Source organism: Ruegeria sp. AB8 (assembly GCF_056542605.1).
In genome coordinates, this window is sequence record NZ_JBQGAB010000009.1 from 92,805 (window position 1) to 115,128 (window position 22,324).

Sequence of the window (22,324 nt, forward strand, 5' to 3'; positions counted from 1 at the left end):
ATGACACCCCCATGACATTGAGATTCAAAGCCCTTAGCGTTCATCTGTTCACCGCCACCGGTGCCGTTTTCGCAATGCTGGCCATGCTGGCCGCCGTCGAAGAAAAATGGAGCCTGATGTATCTCTGGCTTGTGGTCTCGTTCATCGTGGACGGTATCGACGGCCCGCTGGCCCGCCACTACCATGTCAAGAAAAACGCGCCCGAGTTCGATGGCGTCCTGCTGGACCTGATCATCGACTACCTGACTTATGTGTTCATCCCCGCCTTTGCACTGTTCAAATCGGGTCTGATGGACGGCTGGACCGGTTGGTTCGCCATCATCGTTATCACTTTTGCCAGTGCCATGTATTTCGCGGATACGCGAATGAAGACCAAGGACAACTCGTTTTCGGGTTTCCCCGGTTGCTGGAACATGTTCGTCATCGTGATCTTCGCGCTCGAGCCGAATTTCTGGGTGATCCTGCTGCTGGTCACGCTGCTATCATTGGCAATGTTCCTGCCGCTAAAATTCGTTCACCCGGTCCGGACCGAACGCTGGCGCAATCTGACTTTGCCAATGGCCCTGGCCTGGACGTTCTTTGCAGGATGGGCGGCCTGGGTCGATTTCCATCCCGAAAGCTGGGCCCACTGGGGGCTGGTCGTCACCAGCCTGTACCTGACCTTCGCGGGCATCGCTCAGCAGATCGTGCCCGCGCGCGACAGCTGAACTTACAGGACCTCCTGCACTTCGAATTCCGTCCCATTATGGGTGAACACATCACCCTCCTGCAGGCCGGCCATGGCCAGATAGATCGGGCTTTGCATGGAAATGCCCATATAGGTGTTGCCGTCGACGTCAAACCGCGTCGTTGAAACACACACAACAAACCGCCGGTTGTTGAATTTGATCACCGCGCCGGGCTGCACCGTGTCGGTCAGGCTGAAATCAGTGTTTTCGATCACGTCGATCTTGGCATGATGGGCATGGACCGGCGCGTCGAAAGCTGCCGCCAGATCTGCATTCTCGCGCGAGGCAGCGATGTCGTCCTTGTCATGTCCTTCACGGTCATCCAGCTGCGAATCTTTCAGAAACGCATCATAATGCGCCTGCGCCGTGGCAAGCTCCTGCGCTTCAAGCGACATCAACCGGTCGATAATTGCCTTCTTGCGGGCTGCAAGGTCTGCTTCAGTGGTCATTCAATGCGGTCCTTCAAATTCAGTATCGAATATAAGTTGGGCCGCAATCCGGGCGATTGCAACAGGTTTCCACGGTTCAGATAAGCAGGCTGGCAGCTCCTTCGTGGCGCAACAGGGCAACCTTGGTCTCGACACCCCCGCACCCGGAAAACCCGACCATCCTTCCATTTGCCCCCAAAACGCGGTGGCATGGGATGATCACCGGGATCGGATTGCCGCCACAGCCGCGCCCCACCGCCTGCGCCGAATAGCCCAGCTCCGCCGCCAACTCGCCATAAGTCCGGGTCTCACCCAGCGGGATCGCGAACATTGCGTCGCAGACCCGACGCTGAAACTCTGATCCCTTTATACGATAGGGCAGATCGAACCTTTGCAGGCGCTTCTGGTCGTAGGCCCGCATCTGCGCCGCCGCCTCGCGGAGCAACGGCGTATCAGGGGCATCGTCGGACCCATCCCAAATCAGCCCCGTGATTGCCTCGTCTTCCTCGACGATGCCGAGGCGCCCGAACCGTGTGTCTACCGCAATCGTTCCCATGCGGTCATGCTGACAGACAGGTCACAGCCACCGCAACCCGATTCCGGACAATTCGCCCGTCTTTTGTTCAATATACCTTTCGGAGAAAGGCAGAGCCTCACTAAAGGCCCTGCCCCATATCCGCCGGTAACGGATCAGCCCAGCGCTTCGTCGCAGCGCCCGCAAACGTCGTCATGCGCGTGGCGGCCGACATCCGGCAGGATTTTCCAGCAGCGCTGACATTTCGCGCCTTCGGCTTTTTCGAACACCACACCGACGCCTTCAATCTCAGGCACGCGGAACGCCTCGGCCGGGGCCGGATCGCCGGTCACCGACAGGCCAGAGGTGATGCACATGTCATCCACATCAAACGTTGCCAGCAGATCGCGGGTTTCGGAGTCTTCGATATATACGATCGGCGCCGCCTCCAGGCTGGAGCCGATGACCTTGTCCTGGCGCTGCACTTCCAGCGCAGCGGTCACAGCACGGCGCACCCGGCGGATCTTGGCCATGGCTGTCTCAAGCTCGGCGTTGCGCCAGTCGGCAGGCGTCTCGGGGAAGTCCACCAGATGGACTGAACTGTCGTCGCCCGGGAACCGTTCCAGCCAGACTTCCTCCATGGTGAAGACCAGGACCGGCGCCAGCCAGGTGGTCAGGCGGTGGAACAGGGTATCCAGCACGGTGCGCGCGGACCGGCGGCGCAGCGTGTCGCCATCGCAATACAGCGCATCCTTGCGAATATCGAAATAGAACGATGACAGATCGACGGTCGCAAAGGTGAATACGGCACTGAACACGCCCTGGAAGTCGAACGCGGCGTAGCCCTTGCGGACCTGCTCATCCAGATCGGCCAGACGGCTGAGAACCCAACGCTCCAGTCGCGGCATATCCTCGGGCGCGACGCGATCCGCCTCGGAAAAGTCAGCCAGCGAACCCAGCATGAACCGCATGGTGTTGCGCAGGCGGCGATAGCTGTCGGCGGTGCCTTTGAGGATTTCCGGCCCGATCCGCTGGTCGGCGGTATAGTCGGTCTGAGCCACCCAAAGGCGCAGGATATCGGCACCATATTGCTTAATGACCTCTTCCGGCACGATGGTGTTGCCCAGCGATTTGGACATCTTGTTGCCCTTGGCATCCAGCGTGAAGCCGTGGGTCACAACGTTGCGATAAGGCGCACGGCCCTTGGTGCCGCAGGCCTGCAGCATGGACGAATGGAACCAGCCACGATGCTGGTCGGTCCCTTCCATGTAGACATCGGCGATGCCGTCTTCGGTGCCGTCCTCGCGGTCGCGCAGAACAAAAGCGTGGGTCGAGCCCGAGTCGAACCACACGTCCAGCACGTCGAACACCTGATCGTAATCATCGGGGCTGGCGATGCCGTCCAGGATCTTCTCTTTGAAGCCCTCGGTGTACCAGACGTCCGCGCCATCTGCCTCGAACGCCGCTTTGATACGCGCGTTCAGGTCTGCGTTGCGCAGCAGATAATCTGCGTCGGTCGGCAGAGCACCCTTTTTGGTGAAGCAGGTCAGCGGCACGCCCCAGGCGCGCTGGCGGGACAGAACCCAGTCCGGGCGCGCCTCTATCATGGAATACAAGCGATTGCGGCCCGTTTGCGGCGTCCACTTCACCAGTTCGTCGATGGACCGCAGGGCACGCTCGCGGATGGTGTCTCCCATCTCGCCCATGCCATCATCCAGCTTGCGGTCGACCGAGGCGAACCACTGCGGCGTGTTACGGTAGATGATCGGAGCTTTTGAGCGCCACGAATGCGGGTAGCTGTGCTTGATCTTGCCACGCGCCAGCAACCCGCCGACCTCGACCAGCTTGTCGATCACGGCTTTGTTCGCATCACCCTCACCGCCCTTGCGGGACAGGATGAATTTGCCTCCAAAGAACGGCAGATCAGCGCGGAATGAGCCATCGTCCATCACGTTGTAGGTGATGACCTGTTCCAGCATCCCCAGATCGCGGTACAGCTCGAATTCTTCCATCCCGTGGGACGGTGCACAGTGAACGAAACCTGTGCCTTCGGTGTCGGTTACGAACTCAGCGGCGCGGAAGTCGCGGATGTCGTCCCATTCGCCATTGCTACCTTCGGCCCCGGCCAGCGGGTGGGTCAGCCGGACACCTTCCAATTCATCGGCAGTCACATCGCGGACGCGGGTCCATTGGTCGTCATTCAGGCGGGCGCGGCCAAGCACATCGGCGGCCAGATTGTCGGCCAGCAGGAATTTGTCGCCCACATTGGCCCAGCATTCCTCCGGCGCTCCGGTGACTTCATAAAGGCCATAAGAGATGTCCTTGCCGTACACGACCGCTTTGTTCGACGGCATGGTCCAAGGCGTCGTGGTCCAGATCACCACAAAGGCGTCATCCAGATCGCCCGCATTCACGACCTTAAACTTCACCCAGATGGTGAAGCTTTCCTTGTCGTGATATTCGACCTCAGCCTCGGCCAGCGCAGTTTTCTCGATGGGCGACCACATCACGGGTTTGGAGCCCTGATAGAGCGTGCCGTTCATCAGGAACTTCATGAACTCGTCGGCGATCACGGCCTCGGCATGATAGTCCATAGTGATATAGGGATCGGGCCAGTTGCCAGTTATACCCAGACGCTTGAACTCTTCGCGCTGGATGTCGATCCAGCCTTCGGCGAACTTGCGGCATTCCTGACGGAAATCGACGATGTTCACCTCGTCCTTGTTCTTGCCCTTCTTGCGGTACTGTTCCTCGATCTTCCATTCGATGGGCAGGCCGTGACAGTCCCAGCCGGGCACGTAACGCGCGTCGAAACCCATCATCTGATGGGATCGCACGATCATGTCCTTGATGGTTTTGTTCAGTGCGTGACCGATATGCAGGTGACCGTTCGCGTAAGGAGGGCCATCATGCAGCGTAAAGGGCGTGCGGCCCTCTTTTTCACGCAAGCGGTCATAGACGCCGATGGTTTCCCACCGCTCCAGCCATGCAGGCTCGCGCTTGGGCAGGCCGGCGCGCATCGGGAACTCGGTTTTGGGCAGGTTCAGCGTGTCTTTGTAGTCAGGTGTCTGGATCGTATCGGCGCACATTTGGGGCGTCCCTTGGATGATCTGGTCTTACTAGGATCGAAGCGTTCGGTGCGAAGTCTCAAACACCTTTGCCCGGCGTCTCAGAGGGTCAGAGCGCCGGGGATATAATTCGAATAATGATGGCCAGACGGTCATGCATGGCAGGCTTATAAGACGCCTTCCCGCAATGGTCCAGAGGTTCTGCCGCCCGGGGTGAAGAGCGGCGAGCGTGTCATTTTCAACACCAATTCAAAACGGCCAAACGGGCTGTCAGAGGTGAAACAGGGACCCGACAAGGTAGGCAATCAACGCCGCCGTTCCGCCAATCAACAAGGTTTCAAAGCCCGACCGCCACCAAGGGGCCAGCGACCACCGGCTTTTCATCGCACCGATGGCGAAGAAAACCGCAAGTGTCAGTGAGACCGAGACCGCAAAGGCATTCTGGACGGACACCAGGAACGGAACCAGCGGAACCATCCCGGCCACCAGAAACGCGAGGAACGTCGCCATTGCAGCCTTGAGCGGATGAGGCTCGACACTGCCCAGACCGTATTCGCCTTCGATCATCAGGTTGATCCAGTTTTCCCGATTATCGGTGATGGCATCCGTCGCCTCGTTCAGAACGCGGCCCGAAAGTCCTTTCTGAGCCAGAATCTCGCGCACTTCGCCGCGCTCGCCTTCGGGGTAAAGGTCGATATGGCGTTCCTCGACCGCGCGAATGCGGCGGATATTGTCCAGTTCGGCCTTGGTGCCCGAATAGTTCCCCGCCGCCATCGAAAACCCGTCGGCCAGCACGTTCGCAAGGCCAAGCGCCACGATGACAAAGGGCGACAGACCCGCCCCGGCGACACCGGACACAATGGCAAAGGTCGTGACCGACCCGTCCAGCCCGCCATAGACAAGATCCCGCAGGACGCCGCGACCGGGCGGGGCATTGATCCGGGCGGAAATCTCTTTCTGGCTGTGACCGTGGTCGATCATGGCTGGCCCTCCGTCGCCATTAGCTTGGCGGAAGGATAGCACTATGGCCTTGCGTCAGATCAATCTTTCGAGAACAGGCCGCTCAGTGCACGCCGGATCATGCCGCGGGTCGACGGCTTGTGCCGTTTGGAAAAGGGCAACGGACGGCAGACTTCCATCGCGGCCACGCCAACACGGGCGCTCAGCGCGCCGTTTACCAGACCCTCACCAAAACGGCGGGACAGTTTGCTGAGGACTGAGCCGCCCAGAACCGGCTCCAGCAGATCATCACCCACAGCGACGGCACCCGTGGCGACCAGATGCACAAAGACTGCCCGCGTCAAACGCCATCCGCCAAAAAAACCGGCGCGGCCTCCGTAGATTTCGGCAATGCGCCGGATCATCCGCAGGGACGCCAGCATCGCCGTTGCGACATCCGCCAGCGCCAGCGGTACAAGCGCGGTCACGGTGGCCACCTGCCTGGCCGCGGCTTCGACCTCACGGCTGGCGGCAGCGTCGAGCGGGGCAAGCAATTCGTCCTCGGCAAGGGACAGCAGACCGCTGGCATCGAATTGCTCACTCATGCGCTCGGCCAGCCTGTCGCGGCCCCATCTCGTGTCTTCGCGGCCCTTGTAGAACGCGACCAGCCTGTTCGTGACCGACCGCGCCTGCGCCAGATCAGCTTCGGCCAGCGCGGCATCGGCGGCGCGGCGCATTCCATCCAAGCGCGACAACCGTCCAATAGCCGCCAGTTCACGGATCACGATGATCAGCGTCACCAATACCAGCGCCGCAATCAACCCGGTGACGATCCACCCCAGAATAGGCGAACGCGCCACCAGCGACGTTGCAAAATCCCACGCTGCAATCGAAACCGCCGCGCCCACAACGGCCAGCGCCAGCCCCCAGAACCACCGGGACAGGGCAGAAGGCTTTCGGGCCGCAAGCCGGGCCGCGGCCTGCATTGCCTGACCTCGCGGCTGCGCAACATCGGGCACGGGCGGCGCCTGTGCTACGTCGGCAGCGGGTTCATCCGCTTCCAGATCAATCAGAACCGGGCCTTTAGCCATTGTTGCCGTCCTCCGCATTCCAGACAAACCTGATATCCGGCAGGTTTTCGTCGTTGTCCGATCCGTCGCCGCGCGCGACCTCGACAAATCCGTGACGCTCATAAAACCTGAGCGCGGGCCTGTTTGCCTCAAATGCGTACAGCGACAGCTGAGATCGTTCGATTTTAGCCCGGTCCAGCAATTTCCGCCCAATCCCCTGCCCCCGCGCCGCAGCAGCAAGATAGAGGGAGTGAACCTCGTCACCATGACGCGCCAGAAAACCCACGACGCCCTTGTCCGTCTCGGCAACTGTGACCCAACCCTGATCGATCATCCTGCCGCAAAACGCGATGGTTTCAGCGCAGGAATGCAGCTCGGGCATCCAGTCGTTTTCGCGCGCGAATCCATGCAGGATTTCACCGGTTGTGCCGGCATCCGTACTGCGGGCGGGGCGGAGTTTTACGGTCACAGGCGGTCTCCGATCAAAAACTGGGCGGCCCGGTCCAGCCGGATGTGCGGCGGCCCGTCCCCGGGGCGAAGGGTCAGATGCGCCGGGGCAAATGTCATGAAACCGAAATCATCGTTCAGCCAGTTCTCAGCCCCGTCGCGGGCCGGGCCCAGCAGATGAGCGGGATCCGACGGCAGATCCCCGGCATAAAAGGCAGCCTGGTTCCCGGTATCCAACAGAGTGCCACGCACGCAGGGCAGTTCCGACCCGTTGTGATTGCGCATTTCTTCCGTCGTGGCACGCAGCGACGCCAGCGACAGGGCGGCGGTCTCGGCTCCGGCGAATTTGGCCCTGTCCTGCGCTTCGCGCGTCAGCGCCTCCATGATCGCGGTCAGGCGTGGGTGTTGCAAGTGGTGCAGATGATCGGCCTTGGTGGCAGCAAAGAGAATACGCTCGACCCGTTTGCCCAGCAGCAGCTGGCTGAGCCACGCATTTCGGCCGGGACGGAAAGCCGACAGGATATCTGCCATCGCGCGGCGCATGTCCTCGACCGCCTTCGGGCCTTTGTGAATTGCGCCCAGCGCATCGACCAACACAACCTGCCGGTCGATGCGCGAGAAGTGATCACGGAAGAACGGTTTGACCACCTGCGACTTGTACGCCTCGAACCGCCGTTCCATCTCGCGGTGCAGCGAGCGCCTGCGCGACGGGCCGTCAACCGGCAATGGCGCAAAGGTCAGAACCGGTGATCCGGCCAGGTCGCCCGGCAACAGGAATCGCCCCGGTGTACAGTCGTAGTAACCACTGTCCCGCGCCCTATTCAGATAATCCGTGAACGCCGCTGCCAGCGCCTGAGCCGTCGGTTCATCGTGGTTGTCATTGGGATCGGTTGCCCCAATCCGTGACAGGAAATCTGTTGCTTCGGACCGGTCTTCGATGCGAGTCAGCGTGCCCTGCGACCACTCCGCATAGGATTTCTCCAACAGGGCCAGATCCAGCAGCCATTCCCCCGGATAGTCCACGATATCCAGGTGAACGGTACGTGGCCCCTGCAACCCGGCCAGCAAACCGGCGGGGCGCGCCTTGAATGACAGGCGCAGTTCGGACACCGCGCGCGTGCTCTCGGGCCAGTGCGGCGCGCGGCCGGTCAGGTCGGACAGATGAGATTCAAAGTCGAACCGGGGAACCGTGTCATCAGGCTGTGGTTGCAGATAGGCGGCGTTGATCCGCCCCTCCTGCTGGGCGACCAGCCCAGTCATGCGGCCCCGATCCAGAAGATTGGCCACAAGCGAGGTGATGAACACCGTTTTGCCGGACCGCGCCAGCCCGGTGACGCCCAGACGTATGACAGGCTCGAACAGGGTTTCAGACACGCGGTCGCCCACGGATTCGACACCGCGCACAAGACTGTCTGCCAGTGATGAGATGACCAATCCGCCGCCCCGCATGGTTGTTTTGCTCAAGATAGGTAGCAAGCCCCGAGGTTGCCAGAGCTTTTCCCAATCCGGCTCTTGCCCGGACCGGCGCGGCGCGATACCAGCGCCACATGCCAAGATACGCGCTGAAAGTCGAATATCAGGGGGAATCGTTTGCCGGATGGCAGCGGCAAAAGGACCTGCCGTCCGTGCAGGGCGCAATCGAGACCGCACTGTCGCGTATCCAGCCGGGTGAGCACACAATTGCCGCCGCCGGGCGGACAGACTCGGGCGTTCATGCGTTGGGACAAGTGGCGCATTGCGATCTGGTGAAAGACTGGGATCCGTTTCGCCTGTCCGAGGCGCTAAACTATCACCTCAAGCCTCAGCCCGTGGCCATCGTGCAGGCTGCGCGGGTGGATGACGACTGGCATGCCCGGTTTTCAGCACTCGAACGGCAATACCTGTTCCGCATCCTGATGCGCCGCGCCCCCGCCACCCATGACAGCGGGCAGGTCTGGCAAATCAACCACCAACTGGATGTCGACGCGATGCAGGCCGGTGCGGACATGCTGATCGGACGGCATGATTTCACAACCTTCCGCTCGTCGATCTGTCAGGCGGCCAGCCCGGTCAAAACTCTGGATGAGTTGCGGGTTGAACGGGTTCAGGGCTTTTCAGGGCCCGAAGTGCACTTCCACGTGCGCGCGCGGTCGTTCCTGCACAATCAGGTACGCAGCTTTGTCGGCACGCTGGAACGGGTCGGCGCGGGATCGTGGACACCAGAAGATGTGCGCGATGCGCTGCAGGCCGCTGACCGTGCTGCCTGTGGCCCGGTCTGCCCGCCGCAAGGGCTTTATCTGGCGCGGGTCGGATACCCTGAACCGGTGTTCGATTGATTTAGAGCGCGCGCATCAGTAACCCGCTTGCGATCACTGCAATGATGAGACCCGCCACCAGTTCGATGGTCGGGGCCAGCACGGAAACGAACCGCGTTGCCGAGGCCGAGGCCAGAAGCCCCCCGCGCAAGCCGAACGATGTCCAGCCCACAAGGGTTGTGACCGTCGCAGTGCCCAGCGCCATGGCAAATGCCCCGGCGATGCCGACCATTGCGATACCCATCTGCCAAGTCAGGATCAGTACGAACAGCGCGCCGGTGCAGGGACGCGCAGCAATCCCCGCGATCAGCACCAATGCCTCACGCAGGCTGCCAACATTCGCCACTTCTTCGGGGCTTGGGCCATGGCGGTGACCGCACTCGGAACACTCCCCGTGATCGTGGTGGTGGTGATGATGGTGGTCATGATGATGGTGCGCGGAAGACTGTGAGTTTCGATGCTGTCGGGCAAAACTGCGAACCGCACGCAGGACAAGCCACATCCCGATCGCCGCAATGGCCCCATAACTGATCGGAGCCATCACCTGTTCTGTTGTCCCGATCAGAGACTCGCGCGACATCTGAAACACCAGCACCCCGGCATACACCAGAACGATAGCCGTTACCGCCTGCCCCAGGCTGGACAGAACACTGATTGCCGACAATCGCCAGAAAGCGACCTGACGGCCCAGCCCGTAGCCGCCGATCAGAACCTTGCCGTGTCCCGGGCCGATCGCGTGGAAAAACCCATAGGCGAAACAAACCGTCAGCAGGGTCGCGACAGCTTCCGGCTGTTCCGCGCGCGCGGCGCGCAGGGAACGCGCGATCTGGTTCTGGAAATCCCGTTGTTCACCGGCAGCCCAGGCAGCAAGATGATCGAATCCGCCGCTGCCCCAGAACCACAACAGCAAGGCACAGGCCAGCGCGACCGGAATGATCAGGAATTTGGACATGAAACGCGGATCTCGGTCGCAAAGCTTTCCCCGACAAGGGGGATATCGTTTTCTTCTAGGTCGACATCTGCATCCAATGTCAGCAGAAAGGCCTGCATCTGCGCCAGTTGTCCGTCGATATCGGGTTCCCGGCGATCGATGTGGCAGCCATCCGGCCCGGAAATCGTCACCGGGCGCGTGACCTCGTAAGCCGTGTAGAAGGTTTCATCGAAAGGTTTGGCGGACAGGTCAGCCGCCGATACGCCGCCAGATTCGACCTCGCGCAGATGAGTTGTCACGATACGCCCGTCTTCGGTGGTCGCGGACGGCTCTGACGGCCCCGTCAATGAAACCGGCGTTCCACCTGCGGTGACGACAAGATCGCCGTTGTAGCCTTCGACCCATTGCATGTCGAAACCGGTCAGAACCTTCTGCTCGGCCTCGGACAACACGCCGTCTGCATCCTGATCGAGTTTCAGGTCTTCCAGAACCAGAAGGGAATAGAATTCGTCATAAACCCAGGTCACGCGGACATGAGTCAATTGGCCCGTCTCATCGACAATGAACTCCAGCCCGGTGTCGATATAGACATGCGGGTGCGGAATTGCCGAAACCGGCAGGCAACAGGTTAACAGTGTGATCAGCCAGCGCATGGCCAGAACATAGGGGCCGAAACCAATTGCGGCAATGCACTTCCGACGTGGATCGCATCATCCGACGCTTGCGCTAGCGCGGGGGAAGCAGAACGAGTGTCTGCAACGCCGTACCTACTGGCCCCTGCGTGTCATACAGGATCGCTTGCGACATTCCGATTCCGTTCGGCTGCCAGTGCGAGACCGACTCGGCCGCCAACCAGTCCGAAACAGGTTCGCGGTGGATGTGCAGCGTCAGGTCCGTGTTCATAAACCCCATGCCGGACGGTTGCACGTTGCACGAGATACCGTTGCCGCAATCGGCCAGCGGACACAGCGACTGAACAGGCGAAGGCTGTTCAGTGCCAAGCAAATGCGGCGTTCGCAACCAGATCGTCTTGGGACCAAGGCCCTGATTGCCGCCTTTTGGATAGGCCACGTCCACGGCCTGCGCAAAACAGTGCAGGTCATGCCGCAACTCCATCAAGGGAAAATCCCCGGTCACGAGATCATGAAATGCAGGTGCGAGAACCTCAGCCGTGGGAACCCTGCCCAGATCCTTGCGCACAAGATGCATTGTTGTTGCCGTCGCGCACAGCGTGTTGTCCAGATCATGCACAGTGACCCGTGTTGTCGCTAATGTGCGTGTGTGCCGGGTGGTCTCGGCGGCAACCCGCAATCCCGCCAGCGGCAATGGCCGGATCAGATCCACCGTCAGCCGGGTCAGCATCTTTTCGGGGCCTGTTTCAGCCTCGGCCGCGCGGACGATCAGGCCGGCAACAGGGCCGGCATGACAATGATCGGCGGACCATGGTCCGCGCGCCGGGTCGTTGCCGACAAACACGCCATCCGGATCAAGGTCAAAGAAAGCCTTTTGGCTGGGCATGGCAGTCATCGGTGTCGGATCCCACAGGTCATTTGTTGATCATGTTTCCGCGATCCGACGACGGACCGGGCTTTACCTTTGGACCGAGAATGACTTAGCTGCCCGAAAGATGTCCAGTTGGGTGACGGAACGTCATTCGTTCAAATCGAAACACATGGGGGTGCGAAATGGCATTGTTGGTTGAAACCGGATTGTCCGACTGGATCAGCGATGATGATATAGCGCGCGAAATCCGGCGACACCATCCGGACGCGGACGTGCGCACCCAGGATACGATTGGCGATGCCGCAGACATCACGATGATCGCGCTTGTCGGCCTGCGCCAGGATCAGCCGGCGCGCTATCCGAATTTGAAACTCGTGCAGAAACTCGGAGCCGGGGTCGAGACAATCGTCAGCAATCCTGGCCTGCCCGATCATGTCCGCATCACCCGCCTGAAACCGGATGCACCGGCGCAGGGCATAGCCGAGTGGTTTCTGGCCTATGTGTTGCGCCGGCAGCGGCACATGGCAATCTATGAAGCCGCCCAGCGCCGAGCCGAATGGACGCCGCGCGCGCCCGGCTTCAGCCCTGATACGGTGGTCGGGGTATTGGGGCTGGGCCATATCGGTGCGCGAACCGCCCGGATGCTGCGCGATGTCGGGTTCCAGGTCATGGGATGGAGCCGTTCGCCCAAGCAGATTGAGGGCGTGACCTGCCTGCATGGCGAAAACATGCTGCCCGACCTTCTGGGGCAGTTCGATCATGTCTGTGCTATTCTGCCATCGACACCTCAGACAATCGGATTGTTCGATGAAACGCTTCTGGGTGCGATGAAGCCCGGAAGCCAGTTGCTGAATGCCGGACGCGGTGATCTGATCGACGAAACCGCGCTGATGGCGGCGCTGGATCGCGGCACACCGGGTCATGCAGTTCTGGACGTCACCTCGCAAGAACCCCTGCCTTCGGACAACCCGTTATGGCGGCATCCCCAAGTGACGATCACCCCGCATGTGTCGGGCTGGCATCTGGGCAACGCATTGTCCGATGTGGCCGAGAATTTCCGGCGCCTGACCAGCGGTCAGCCACTGCTGCACGAAGTCGACAGGGCGCGCGGTTACTGATCTACCGCAAAATGGTCAGGGCGTCAGAATCCAGTTGCCGCTGGCGTCCTTGCATCTGCGCGTTCTGACCTCGCGCGAACTCTCGGCGCCTTCGGGCTGAATGAAATGCTGCAGATGAACGCAGTTGCCGCGAACATCCCGGACCCGGATCGTTCCCTTTGATCCCGTGGCGTCATTGACCCAGCTGCGCTCATCTCCGGCCCGCGCGCTGCCGGTCAGCAACTGGTCCGCCGTTGCATTTACCACTTCAAAATCCGCAGGGGTCAGCCCCATCTCCGATATGATGCGGGACAGCGGTTTGGCGTCTGCGGCAACGCCCAGACCAAAACTCATGACCGCTGCGAAGGTTGCCAATTTCCTGGGCTTCATATTCGCCTCACCGTTCTGAAATAGATTTAGTCCCAAGACTATACCCGCGCTGGTCCGTGGCCAAGCCCCCCACGGCGCGCACCTTCAAATTATCCCGAACAAACCTATCGCAACTCAGGCGCTAGGACCGCCGGTTTATTGCCAGCATAGTGCGATCGATACGAACCAGAGGCATTCGATGGCACACCCGACTTATTACGCCCCATCCGGCGGGCATCCCGGTCAGGATCAGATTCTGACCGACCGCGCCATGTTCACCGACGCGTACGCGGTGATCCCCAAGGGCACCATGCGCGACATCGTCACCAGTTACCTGCCATTCTGGGAGGGCACGCGTCTATGGGTGCTCTCGCGCCCGCTCAGCGGATTTGCCGAGACCTTTTCGCAGTACATTATGGAGGTTCAGCCCGGCGGCGGATCTGATCGCCCCGAAACCGACGAGCAGGCCCAAGGAGTGATCTTTGTGGTCGAGGGCACAGTCTCTCTGACCCTTGGCGGCGATGTTCATGTCCTTGAAACCGGTGGCTACGCCTACATCCCGCCGGGTTCGGACTGGACGCTGCACAACCGCGCAGATGAAGTGACAAGATTCCACTGGGTCCGCAAGGCTTACGAGGCCGTCCCCGGCCTGCCCGCGCCCGATCCAATCATCACCAATGAACGCGACGTGGCCCCCATCGAAATGCCCGGCACCGAAGGGCGCTGGTCGACGACCCGCTTTGCCGACCCGCAGGATCTGCGCCACGACATGCATGTCAACATCGTCAACTTCGAACCCGGTGGCGTGATCCCCTTTGCCGAAACCCACGTGATGGAACACGGACTTTACGTGTTGGAGGGCAAGGCCGTCTACAGGCTCAACCAAGACTGGGTCGAGGTCGAGGCCGGAGACTACATGTGGCTGCGCGCTTTCTGCCCGCAAGCCTGTTACGCAGGCGGCCCGGGGCGGTTCCGCTATCTGCTTTACAAGGACGTTAACCGGCACATGCCGCTGAACCTGTCGCGGCGTTAAACGGGTAGAATGGCCATTTACCTGTCAGGGGTTCACAGAAGCGTCTGAATCTGGTGAAATATCCTCAGGTTATAGTACTGGAGATTGCGCCATGTTTTTTCGCGGAACGATGTTTGCGCTTGCGGCCGTTATCGGCCTGACGGCGTTCGATGCCGCACCTGTTGCGGCCAGGGAAGAAACCAAATCCGTATTTGTCATGAGCCGTACATGGGCTGTGACACAGGTTTCAGACGCTCCGGTCATTTACCGCGCCACACGGGACAACAACAATCTGAACCCCTTCGGTCCGCCGCCGCGCCTGCGGACGATACAAGCCATAGCGGCGATCCAGCAGGCCACGGGTTGCAAGGTTATCCGTTCAAGCATGTATCAGAACATCTCGGGCCAGTTTTTCTCGCAGGTCTCCTGCGGTTAGAACGGTATCGAAACGGGCATTGAGATCGCCCGGTCAGCCTGCCATAGCTTGCCCATGAAACTCGCGATCAACGGATTCGGCCGTATCGGCCGCACAATTCTGCGGCAGGTTCTGGCCTTGCCGGAAGACAGCAATGTCGAGCTGGTGCTGATCAACGATATCGCACCGCTTGAGACCTGCGCCTATCTGTTCAAATACGACAGTACATTTGGCCCTTACGCCGGAACGGTCCTGGCCGAAGGTGACACCCTGATCGTGGACGGGCACCGGGTTCCGATGACCCACAGCGAGGATCTGACCCGTGTGGATCTATCCGGGGTCGACGTCCTGCTGGACTGCACAGGTATCGCACGCACGTCCGATGTGGCCAGCCGAGGATTGACTGCCGGTGCCAGCAAGGTGCTGATCTCGGGCCCCTCGCCCGCAACCGAAGTCACCATCGTACTGGGCGCAAACGAAGATCAACTGGGCAATGCCCGGATCGTTTCGAACGCATCCTGTACCACCAACGGGCTGGCTCCGCTGGTGCGGGTATTGGATGGGATCGGCGGCATCACCGCGGCCCATATGACAACGATCCATTGCTACACAAACAGCCAGCCGATGGTGGACGCGCCGCGCGGCGATCTTGCGCGCTCGCGTGCGGGTGCGCTGTCCATGGTTCCAACCACAACCAGTGCCACGCATCTGATTGACGAAGTCATGCCTCATTTGGCCGGTCGCATCTCGGGCGCCGCGGTGCGCGTACCCACCGCCAGCGTTTCGGCCGTAGACCTGATCGTGACCCTGGAAAACGAGATGAGCCCCGAGGTGATTGACGCCAAGCTGCGCGCAGCGGCCGAAAACTCGCCTGTTTTGGGCTGGACGGACCTGCCTCTGGTCTCATCCGATCTGCGCACGCGACCCGAGTCGCTTGTGATCGCGGGCCCTGAAACTCGCATGGTGGGAAACAGACAGGTCCGGGTGTTTGGCTGGTATGATAACGAATGGGGCTTTTCGGCCCGAATGCTGGATGTCGCGCGCCTGATGGCGGCAAGCTGAAGACGCAGCCCGCCAAACGGCGGGCTGCGATTCACGGATCAGTCGTGGGGCAAGCTGCCCGAGCCATGCCCGGCCATTCCGCCTGACACCTCTTCGGTGGCCTCTTCCGCCAGTTCTTCGGGCAGGATCAGATTCAGCGCAATTGCGATGACCGCAGCAGGCAAAAGCCCACTTTTCATCAAGATGCCCAAAGTTTCCGGCAAGTGCTGGACCGCATCCGGTTCCAATTGCAGCCCAAACCCGATGGACAACGAGATGGCAAAGATCACCATGTTGCGCCGGTTCCAGTCCACATCGGACAACATGGATATACCGGCGGCCACAACCATCCCGAACATGACGATCACACCGCCGCCCAGCACTTCGATCGGAACGGTGCGGATGATGGCCCCGACTTTGGGGACCAGTCCGCACAGGATCAGAAACAGCGCACCGATGGTCACGACATTTCGGCTCATGACGCCGGTCATGGCGATCAGCCCGACATTCTGGCTGAACGACGTGTTGGGCAGTCCGCCGAACACTCCGGCAACCGCCGAGCCAAAACCATCCGCATAGGTTGCACCGGCAATCTCCTTGTCGGTGGCTTCACGCCCGGCACCGCCCTTGGTCACACCGGACACATCGCCCACGGTTTCGATGGCCGAAACAAAGGCCATCAGACAGAACCCGATCACGGCAGCGAACGAAAACTCGAACCCGTATTTGAACGGCATCGGCAATGCGAAGGCCGAGGCGCGGCTCCAGCTTGAACCGATTGCCTCAAATGTCACCATGCCAACCATCAGCGCGTATACGTAGCCGGCAGCCAGACCGATCAGCACCGCCGAAACCGACAGCATCCCGCGCGTAAAGAACTTGAGCGCAAGGGTCACGAAGATCACGACCAGAGCCGCCGACCAGTTCAGGGCCGAGCCGTACTCCGGCGTGCCAATCGCCGGAACGCCGCCAGCCGCGTATTGAATACCTACCTTGACCAGCGCCAGACCGATCATGGTTACGACCAGCCCCGTCACCAGAGGCGGCAGCGCAAACCGGATCTTGCCGATCACCGCCCCGAGGCTGGCGTGAAACAGGCCACCGATCAGAACGCCGCCGAACAGGGCAGCCAGCCCATCGACGCCCTTACCGGCCACAAGCGGGATCATGATGGGCAGAAAGGCAAAGCTTGTTCCCTGAACGATGGGCAAGGCCGCCCCGACCGGACCAAGTGTCACCGTCTGCAGCAGGGTTGCGACCCCGGCAAACAGCATGGACATCTGGATCAGATAAAGTAGCTCCGGGAAATCGGGCGAGTTTGATCCAAATCCGAATCCCGCCGCGCCCGCGACGATGATCGCGGGCGTCACATTGGACACGAACATCGCCAGAACGTGCTGTATCCCAAGGGGAACCGCCTTGTGTAATGCGGGTGTATAGTTCGGATCCCGAAGCTGTTCGGGCGTACCGATCGAAGTGTCGGCCATGAGTACTGTCCTCCCTGTCAGATTTCATGGGGGTCTTACCGCTTATCCTGCGGCTTCAACTGGCTACGGCACGACCTGATAGGGCGTGTCGAACCAGAATTCTTCAAGATTTGCGCCTGCGCCGATCCTGTCGACGACGGCAAACAGGCCGGGGGCGTGGAGCGGCGTCAGGACCCCGTGCCAGGTGCCGCGATGGTAATTCACCGCCTGCCCCGGCCGGGTCACAAAAGCCAGCGGTCGCCCGGGCTTGCCATCCGCGTCCGGCGCGACGATCACCAGAAAGGGCTGGCGGGTCATCGGGATAAAGGCCTGACTGCCCTCGGGGTGCCGTTCGACCATGTCGAACGTATAGGGCAGTGCCCGTGGATTGGCGTTAAACAGGCTGATCCCGGCGCGCCCTGCGGCAAAATCCAGAGTTGCCCGGTCATGATACCGACCACATTGGCCCTGATTTATGATCTTGTCCGGCTCACCCGCAACGTCGATCACATCGCCGTATGGGGCAAACGCATCAGCGGTCAGCGGCTGAACACTGATCCGATTGCTCATGACGGCAGCACATCCCGCAGGCGGAATTCGGCGATCCGTTCGACTTGTCGACAGGCTTCCGCAAATTCAGTGTCCCGGTCCTGCCCGATCCGCCGTTTGAACGCTTCCAGAATCGATGCCTTGTCGTGATCCCGAACCGCGATGATGAACGGAAATCCGAATTTGTCCGTGTAGGTCTGATTCAGATCCGTGAAAGTCGCACGTTCATCGTCGGTCAACGCATCCAGCCCGGCCGAGGCCTGCTCGGTCGTGCTTTCCTGGGTCAGACGCTTGGCCTGCGCAAGCTTGCCCGCGAGATCGGGATGCGCTGTCAGCACGCCAAGCCTTTCCGTTTCAGTGGCCGAGCGGAACATGCGGGCCAGGGCATTGTGCAGGCCGCCCGCCGTGTCATGCGCCGGACCCAGTTCCAGATCAAAAGCGCGCTCGGCGATCCAGGCTGAGTGTTCGAAAATGCCGCCATAGCTGGCCACAAAGTCCTCCCGGCTCAACTCGGTCGGCCTTGCGCGCGGTATGGGTGGGTAATGCGCGGCCCAGTGTTCTGCGATCTGCAGGCGCGTGGCGAACCACACATCCGAAAACCCGCGCGCGTAATCCAGGAACCGTTTAAGGGCCATCACCCGACCCGGACGCCCGATCAACCGGCAATGCAGGCCAATCGACAGCATTTTTGGCGCCCCGGCCCCGCCTTCGGCGTAGAGCGCATCAAAGCTGTCCTTGAGGTAGGAGAAGAACTGGTCGCCTGAATTGAACCCTTGCGGCGTTGCAAAGCGCATATCGTTGCAGTCCAGAGTGTAAGGCACAATCAACTGATGCCGATCACCGAACCGAACCCAGTACGGCAGGTCATCGGCATAGGTATCCGCGACATAGGCCATCACGCCTTCTTCTGCCGCCAGCCTAACTGTGTTTTCCGAACACCGACCGGTGTACCAGCCGCGCGGGCGCTCGCCCACGACTTCGGTATGCAGGCGCACGGCTTCGGCAATCTGGGCCCGTTCCTCGGCCTCGGGCATGTCCTTGTGTTCCACCCATTTCAATCCGTGGCTCGCGATTTCCCACCCGGCCGACTTCATCGCGGCCACCTGATCGGGTGAGCGGGCCAGTGCGGTGGCGACCCCGTAAACCGTGATCGGCAAATCTTTCATCAATCGGTGCAAGCGCCAGAACCCGGCCCGTGATCCGTATTCATAGATCGATTCCATGTTCCAGTGACGTTGCCCTGGCCATTGCGCAGCGCCGACGATCTCGGACAGGAAGGCCTCGGACGCGCTGTCGCCGTGCAATACGCAGTTCTCGCCGCCCTCTTCGTAGTTGAGCACAATCTGCACCGCGATCCTTGCACCACCGGGCCAATTGGCATTGGGCGGGGTGGCTCCGTATCCGATCATATCGCGGGGGTAACGAGGGGGCTGCATGTCGTCTTCCGTTCCGGGTTTAACTTCCTGATTAATGCAATAGCCTAAAAATTCGTATCCGATTATCAAATCAATCCGAACGCTGTTTCCGGTTGTTTCGGCATTTCCACCATTTTGATGTTTGCGCCACACTGTGGCAAACCCGATGAAACAGTCAAAGGAGATCACTGTGGCAGGCTACCTGACAACCCATGTTCTGGACACGGCGCGCGGGTGCCCGGCGGAAGGTCTGAAAATTGCACTGTATCAGGTGTCGGGAAACTCCCATCGCAAACTGGTCGAGATGGAGACAAATTCCGACGGGCGCACCAACAGCCCCATCCTGCCGCAGGAAGACTTTGAAACCGGAACTTACGAGCTGATCTTTTTTGCCGGTGACTACCTGCGCGCAACCGGGCAGGCGGCAGAGGATCCGCTGTTTCTGGACCAGGTTCCCATTCGGTTCGGCATGTCCGATGCCGAGGCACATTATCACGTACCGCTGCTGCTTTCCCCCTACGGGTATTCGACCTACCGGGGAAGCTGACCGCTTTCCGCGCGCCTCCCAGCCGTCGTCGACCCTTTCAGGGCCGTCTTCCGTTGGGCCGGGCACTGCCCCTTGCAGGTGCAGCGCGGATTAGCCCTGAAAAACTGTTACCCGACTTGATAGGGGTCGCAACCGCGCCGCGGCCTTGCCGCGGCGCCGGGCCCAACGCTGTGCCGCGCCTGCAAGGCGCAAACGGCGGCGGGAGCTTCGGCTCAACCCTTCGCTTGCGAGCTGCGCACGACCTTACCGATACGCGAGATCATGAAATCCATAAACAACCGCGCCTTGGGGTCCTGATGGCGGCGATGGGTATAGAGGCATGCCATCTGCACAGGCACCGGCGGCGTCTGCGTCGCAACGGCCACCAAACGGCCCGCTTTCAGATGCTCCGCCACTTCAAAGGCGGGTTTCATCGCAATCCCCTGCCCGGACAACGCCCAATCGGTCAAAACATCGCCGTCATCGCATTCGAAGCGACCTGATACAGCGTATCGCTTCGGGCCCTCGGGTGTTTCCAGCAGCCATTGGAACTCTGTCGCGCCGGGGAAACGAAGGTTCAGACATTCATGCTTGTCCGAAACCAGGTCCGCGCCGGTCTGCGGCATGCCCCTGCGTTCCACGTAATCCGGCGCGGCGCATAGAACCCGCTGGCAATCCGCGATCTTTCTGATCCGCAGGGTGCTGTCCTCTGGCTGGCCAATGAAAAATGCCAGATCCAGGCCCTCGGTGGTCAGATCAACCGACCTGTCCGTCAGCCGCAGGCGCACGTCAATCTCCGGGTATTCAGACAGAAAATCAGGCACATGCGGAGCCAGCAACCGGCGGCCAACCCCCAACGGCGCCGCAACGAATAGCGATCCCCTTGGCGCTTCGGTCAGATGGACAACCTGCGCCTCGGCCTCATCCACCGCATCCAGAACCGCGACCGCACCGGGATAAAAGGCGCGACCCTGTTCGGTCGGACTGAGGTTTCGCGTGGTGCGTTGAAACAGACGCACGCCCAGATGATCCTCAAGCTGCGAAATCCGGGCCGAGGTTACGGCAGGGGAGATCCGCAGGTCTCGACCCGCAGCGGACATGCTGCCCAGATCATAGACACGGACAAAGGTACGGATGTTCTCGAGATAGGACATCTTATCGATTTTTTTGATACAGTTTGACAATATACGGGAATACCGAAGAAAATCCCTTTTGCCTAGTGTGACGGCAAGCAATCGGAGACTTCTTGCATGTATGACCTCGCCGTGTTCTGGGACTGGATAGCCTTTGCTGTGCGCTGGCTGCACGTGATCACTGCCATCGCGTGGATCGGATCATCCTTTTATTTCATAGCGTTGGATCTTGGGCTGAACCGCGACATCCCCGGCCCCGCCGATGGCGAGGAATGGCAGGTGCATGGTGGTGGCTTCTACCACATTCAGAAATACCTGGTCGCGCCCGAGCGGATGCCGGACCACCTGACCTGGTTCAAATGGGAAAGCTATGCGACCTGGCTCAGCGGGGCGGCGCTTTTGATGATCGTCTATTGGGTCGGCGGCGAGTTGTATCTGATCGACGCGCAAAAGGCCGATCTGGCGCTGTGGCAGGGGATTTTGATCTCGGCCGCCTCGCTGACCGTGGGCTGGCTGGCCTATGACTACCTGTGCAAATCAGGTCTTGGCGAACGCCCCACCCTTTTGATGGTACTGCTGTTCGTGCTGCTGGTGGCAATGGGTTGGGGGTACAACCAGATCTTCACCGGCCGTGCAATGATGCTGCATCTGGGGGCCTTCACGGCCACAATCATGACGGCGAACGTGTTCTTCATAATCATGCCCAACCAGCGCATCGTGGTGGATGACCTGAAGAACGGGCGCACACCGGACCCGAAATACGGCAAAATCGCCAAGCTGCGGTCCACGCACAACAACTACCTGACGCTGCCGGTCGTGTTCCTGATGCTGTCGAATCACTATCCGCTGGCCTTTGCGACCGAATACAACTGGATCATCGCGGCGCTGGTCTTTCTGATGGGTGTCACCATCCGGCACTATTTCAACACCCGCCATGCCCGTGCCGGTAATCCGACCTGGACCTGGCTGGTCACCGCCCTGCTGTTCATCGCCATCATGTGGCTGTCGACCGCGCCGATGTACAAGCCGCTGGAAGAGGCCGAAGCGCAGCCGCTGACGCCTTATGAACAAAAATTCGCCGCCGCAGACGGGTTCGAAGAGGCGCATGACATCGTGCTGGGCCGCTGCTCCATGTGCCACGCTCGCGAACCGGTCTGGGAGGGTATCCTGTGGGCACCCAAGGGCGTGCTATTGGAAACCGAAGGCGACATCGCAAGAAACGCAAAGCAGATCTATCTGCAGGCAGGCGTCAGTCATGCGATGCCGCCTGCAAATGTCACCTTCATGGAGCCCGAGGACCGCGACGCCCTGATCCGCTGGTTCCGCAATGCGGGTCTTTGACCCCACAAAAGATTGCCACAAATCGCAATTCGCACGTC

General features: G+C 60.6%; 23 protein-coding genes. 8 read left to right on the plus strand and 15 right to left on the minus strand.

Annotated elements, in window-relative coordinates:
- Nucleotides 1-11 precede the first annotated feature (11 nt).
- Entirely contained in the window at nt 12-707 is a 696-nt protein-coding gene (locus tag ACR0CG_RS11160; RefSeq protein WP_480524842.1) for a CDP-alcohol phosphatidyltransferase family protein, read from the plus strand.
- Between the two features lie 2 nt (nt 708-709).
- On the opposite strand, the gene ACR0CG_RS11165 is transcribed toward ACR0CG_RS11160, so the two are convergent.
- The 7 genes from ACR0CG_RS11165 to ACR0CG_RS11195 form a co-directional block, all read right to left on the minus strand.
- A complete protein-coding gene (locus ACR0CG_RS11165) occupies nt 710-1,177 on the minus strand; it encodes a hypothetical protein (RefSeq protein ID WP_170613349.1) in 468 nt (155 codons plus the stop codon).
- 76 nt (nt 1,178-1,253) lie between these two features.
- A complete protein-coding gene (locus ACR0CG_RS11170) occupies nt 1,254-1,712 on the minus strand; it encodes a methylated-DNA--[protein]-cysteine S-methyltransferase (RefSeq protein WP_480524844.1) in 459 nt (152 codons plus the stop codon).
- 134 nt (nt 1,713-1,846) lie between these two features.
- Complete coding sequence (gene ileS / locus ACR0CG_RS11175; RefSeq protein ID WP_480524846.1) at nt 1,847-4,759, minus strand: isoleucine--tRNA ligase; 2,913 nt, start codon at nt 4,757-4,759, stop codon at nt 1,847-1,849.
- Between the two features lie 249 nt (nt 4,760-5,008).
- On the minus strand, nt 5,009-5,719 hold the full coding sequence (locus tag ACR0CG_RS11180) for a VIT1/CCC1 transporter family protein (RefSeq protein WP_480524848.1): 711 nt from the start codon (nt 5,717-5,719) through the stop codon (nt 5,009-5,011).
- 59 nt (nt 5,720-5,778) lie between these two features.
- Entirely contained in the window at nt 5,779-6,768 is a 990-nt protein-coding gene (locus ACR0CG_RS11185; RefSeq protein WP_480524850.1) for a YcjF family protein, read from the minus strand.
- Nucleotides 6,761-7,216, minus strand: a complete 456-nt coding sequence (locus ACR0CG_RS11190) for a GNAT family N-acetyltransferase (protein ID WP_170807730.1) — start codon at nt 7,214-7,216, stop codon at nt 6,761-6,763. The genes ACR0CG_RS11185 and ACR0CG_RS11190 overlap by 8 nt, the downstream gene beginning before the upstream one ends.
- Complete coding sequence (locus ACR0CG_RS11195) at nt 7,213-8,628, minus strand: YcjX family GTP-binding protein (RefSeq protein WP_480525026.1); 1,416 nt, start codon at nt 8,626-8,628, stop codon at nt 7,213-7,215. The genes ACR0CG_RS11190 and ACR0CG_RS11195 overlap by 4 nt, the downstream gene beginning before the upstream one ends.
- Nucleotides 8,629-8,741: 113 nt before the next feature.
- Between ACR0CG_RS11195 and truA the strand changes: the two genes are divergently transcribed.
- Complete coding sequence (truA, locus tag ACR0CG_RS11200; RefSeq protein WP_480524852.1) at nt 8,742-9,509, plus strand: tRNA pseudouridine(38-40) synthase TruA; 768 nt, start codon at nt 8,742-8,744, stop codon at nt 9,507-9,509.
- Between the two features lies 1 nt (nt 9,510).
- On the opposite strand, the gene ACR0CG_RS11205 is transcribed toward truA, so the two are convergent.
- The 3 genes from ACR0CG_RS11205 to ACR0CG_RS11215 form a co-directional block, all read right to left on the minus strand.
- Entirely contained in the window at nt 9,511-10,440 is a 930-nt protein-coding gene (locus tag ACR0CG_RS11205) for a nickel/cobalt transporter (protein ID WP_480524854.1), read from the minus strand.
- Nucleotides 10,425-11,072, minus strand: a complete 648-nt coding sequence (locus ACR0CG_RS11210; RefSeq protein ID WP_480524856.1) for a DUF1007 family protein — start codon at nt 11,070-11,072, stop codon at nt 10,425-10,427. Before ACR0CG_RS11210 ends, ACR0CG_RS11205 begins: the two co-directional genes overlap by 16 nt.
- Nucleotides 11,073-11,145: 73 nt before the next feature.
- On the minus strand, nt 11,146-11,946 hold the full coding sequence (locus ACR0CG_RS11215) for a thioesterase family protein (protein ID WP_480524858.1): 801 nt from the start codon (nt 11,944-11,946) through the stop codon (nt 11,146-11,148).
- A gap of 158 nt (nt 11,947-12,104) precedes the next feature.
- Here ACR0CG_RS11215 and ACR0CG_RS11220 point away from each other — a divergent pair, with 158 nt between their 5' ends.
- Complete coding sequence (locus ACR0CG_RS11220) at nt 12,105-13,040, plus strand: 2-hydroxyacid dehydrogenase (RefSeq protein WP_480524860.1); 936 nt, start codon at nt 12,105-12,107, stop codon at nt 13,038-13,040.
- Nucleotides 13,041-13,055: 15 nt separating this feature from the next.
- On the opposite strand, the gene ACR0CG_RS11225 is transcribed toward ACR0CG_RS11220, so the two are convergent.
- On the minus strand, nt 13,056-13,409 hold the full coding sequence (locus ACR0CG_RS11225) for a hypothetical protein (protein ID WP_170807724.1): 354 nt from the start codon (nt 13,407-13,409) through the stop codon (nt 13,056-13,058).
- 178 nt (nt 13,410-13,587) lie between these two features.
- On the opposite strand from ACR0CG_RS11225, the gene ACR0CG_RS11230 reads away from it, so the two are divergent.
- The 3 genes from ACR0CG_RS11230 (at nt 13,588) to ACR0CG_RS11240 (ending at nt 15,877) form a co-directional block, all read left to right on the plus strand.
- Complete coding sequence (locus ACR0CG_RS11230; RefSeq protein WP_480524862.1) at nt 13,588-14,421, plus strand: bifunctional allantoicase/(S)-ureidoglycine aminohydrolase; 834 nt, start codon at nt 13,588-13,590, stop codon at nt 14,419-14,421.
- A 91-nt stretch (nt 14,422-14,512) separates the two neighbouring features.
- Nucleotides 14,513-14,836, plus strand: a complete 324-nt coding sequence (locus ACR0CG_RS11235) for a hypothetical protein (RefSeq protein WP_480524864.1) — start codon at nt 14,513-14,515, stop codon at nt 14,834-14,836.
- Nucleotides 14,837-14,890: 54 nt separating this feature from the next.
- Entirely contained in the window at nt 14,891-15,877 is a 987-nt protein-coding gene (locus tag ACR0CG_RS11240) for a type I glyceraldehyde-3-phosphate dehydrogenase (RefSeq protein WP_480524866.1), read from the plus strand.
- 38 nt (nt 15,878-15,915) lie between these two features.
- On the opposite strand, the gene ACR0CG_RS11245 is transcribed toward ACR0CG_RS11240, so the two are convergent.
- From ACR0CG_RS11245 to puuE, 3 genes are all read right to left on the minus strand, one after another.
- Complete coding sequence (locus ACR0CG_RS11245) at nt 15,916-17,343, minus strand: nucleobase:cation symporter-2 family protein (protein ID WP_321251414.1); 1,428 nt, start codon at nt 17,341-17,343, stop codon at nt 15,916-15,918.
- Between the two features lie 63 nt (nt 17,344-17,406).
- Nucleotides 17,407-17,892: an ureidoglycolate lyase gene (locus ACR0CG_RS11250; protein ID WP_480524868.1), complete on the minus strand. Its 486-nt coding sequence runs from the start codon at nt 17,890-17,892 to the stop codon at nt 17,407-17,409.
- Nucleotides 17,889-19,307 (minus strand): allantoinase PuuE, encoded by a 1,419-nt coding sequence (gene puuE, locus ACR0CG_RS11255; RefSeq protein ID WP_480524870.1) that lies wholly within the window; start codon nt 19,305-19,307, stop codon nt 17,889-17,891. The genes ACR0CG_RS11250 and puuE overlap by 4 nt, the downstream gene beginning before the upstream one ends.
- Before the next feature lie 169 nt (nt 19,308-19,476).
- Between puuE and uraH the strand changes: the two genes are divergently transcribed.
- Complete coding sequence (gene uraH / locus ACR0CG_RS11260; RefSeq protein ID WP_170678585.1) at nt 19,477-19,833, plus strand: hydroxyisourate hydrolase; 357 nt, start codon at nt 19,477-19,479, stop codon at nt 19,831-19,833.
- A 212-nt stretch (nt 19,834-20,045) separates the two neighbouring features.
- Here the strand turns inward: uraH and ACR0CG_RS11265 are convergent, their stop codons facing one another.
- Nucleotides 20,046-20,966: a LysR family transcriptional regulator gene (locus ACR0CG_RS11265; RefSeq protein ID WP_480524872.1), complete on the minus strand. Its 921-nt coding sequence runs from the start codon at nt 20,964-20,966 to the stop codon at nt 20,046-20,048.
- 96 nt (nt 20,967-21,062) lie between these two features.
- On the opposite strand from ACR0CG_RS11265, the gene ACR0CG_RS11270 reads away from it, so the two are divergent.
- Entirely contained in the window at nt 21,063-22,286 is a 1,224-nt protein-coding gene (locus ACR0CG_RS11270) for a urate hydroxylase PuuD (RefSeq protein ID WP_480524873.1), read from the plus strand.
- Nucleotides 22,287-22,324: the final 38 nt, after the last annotated feature.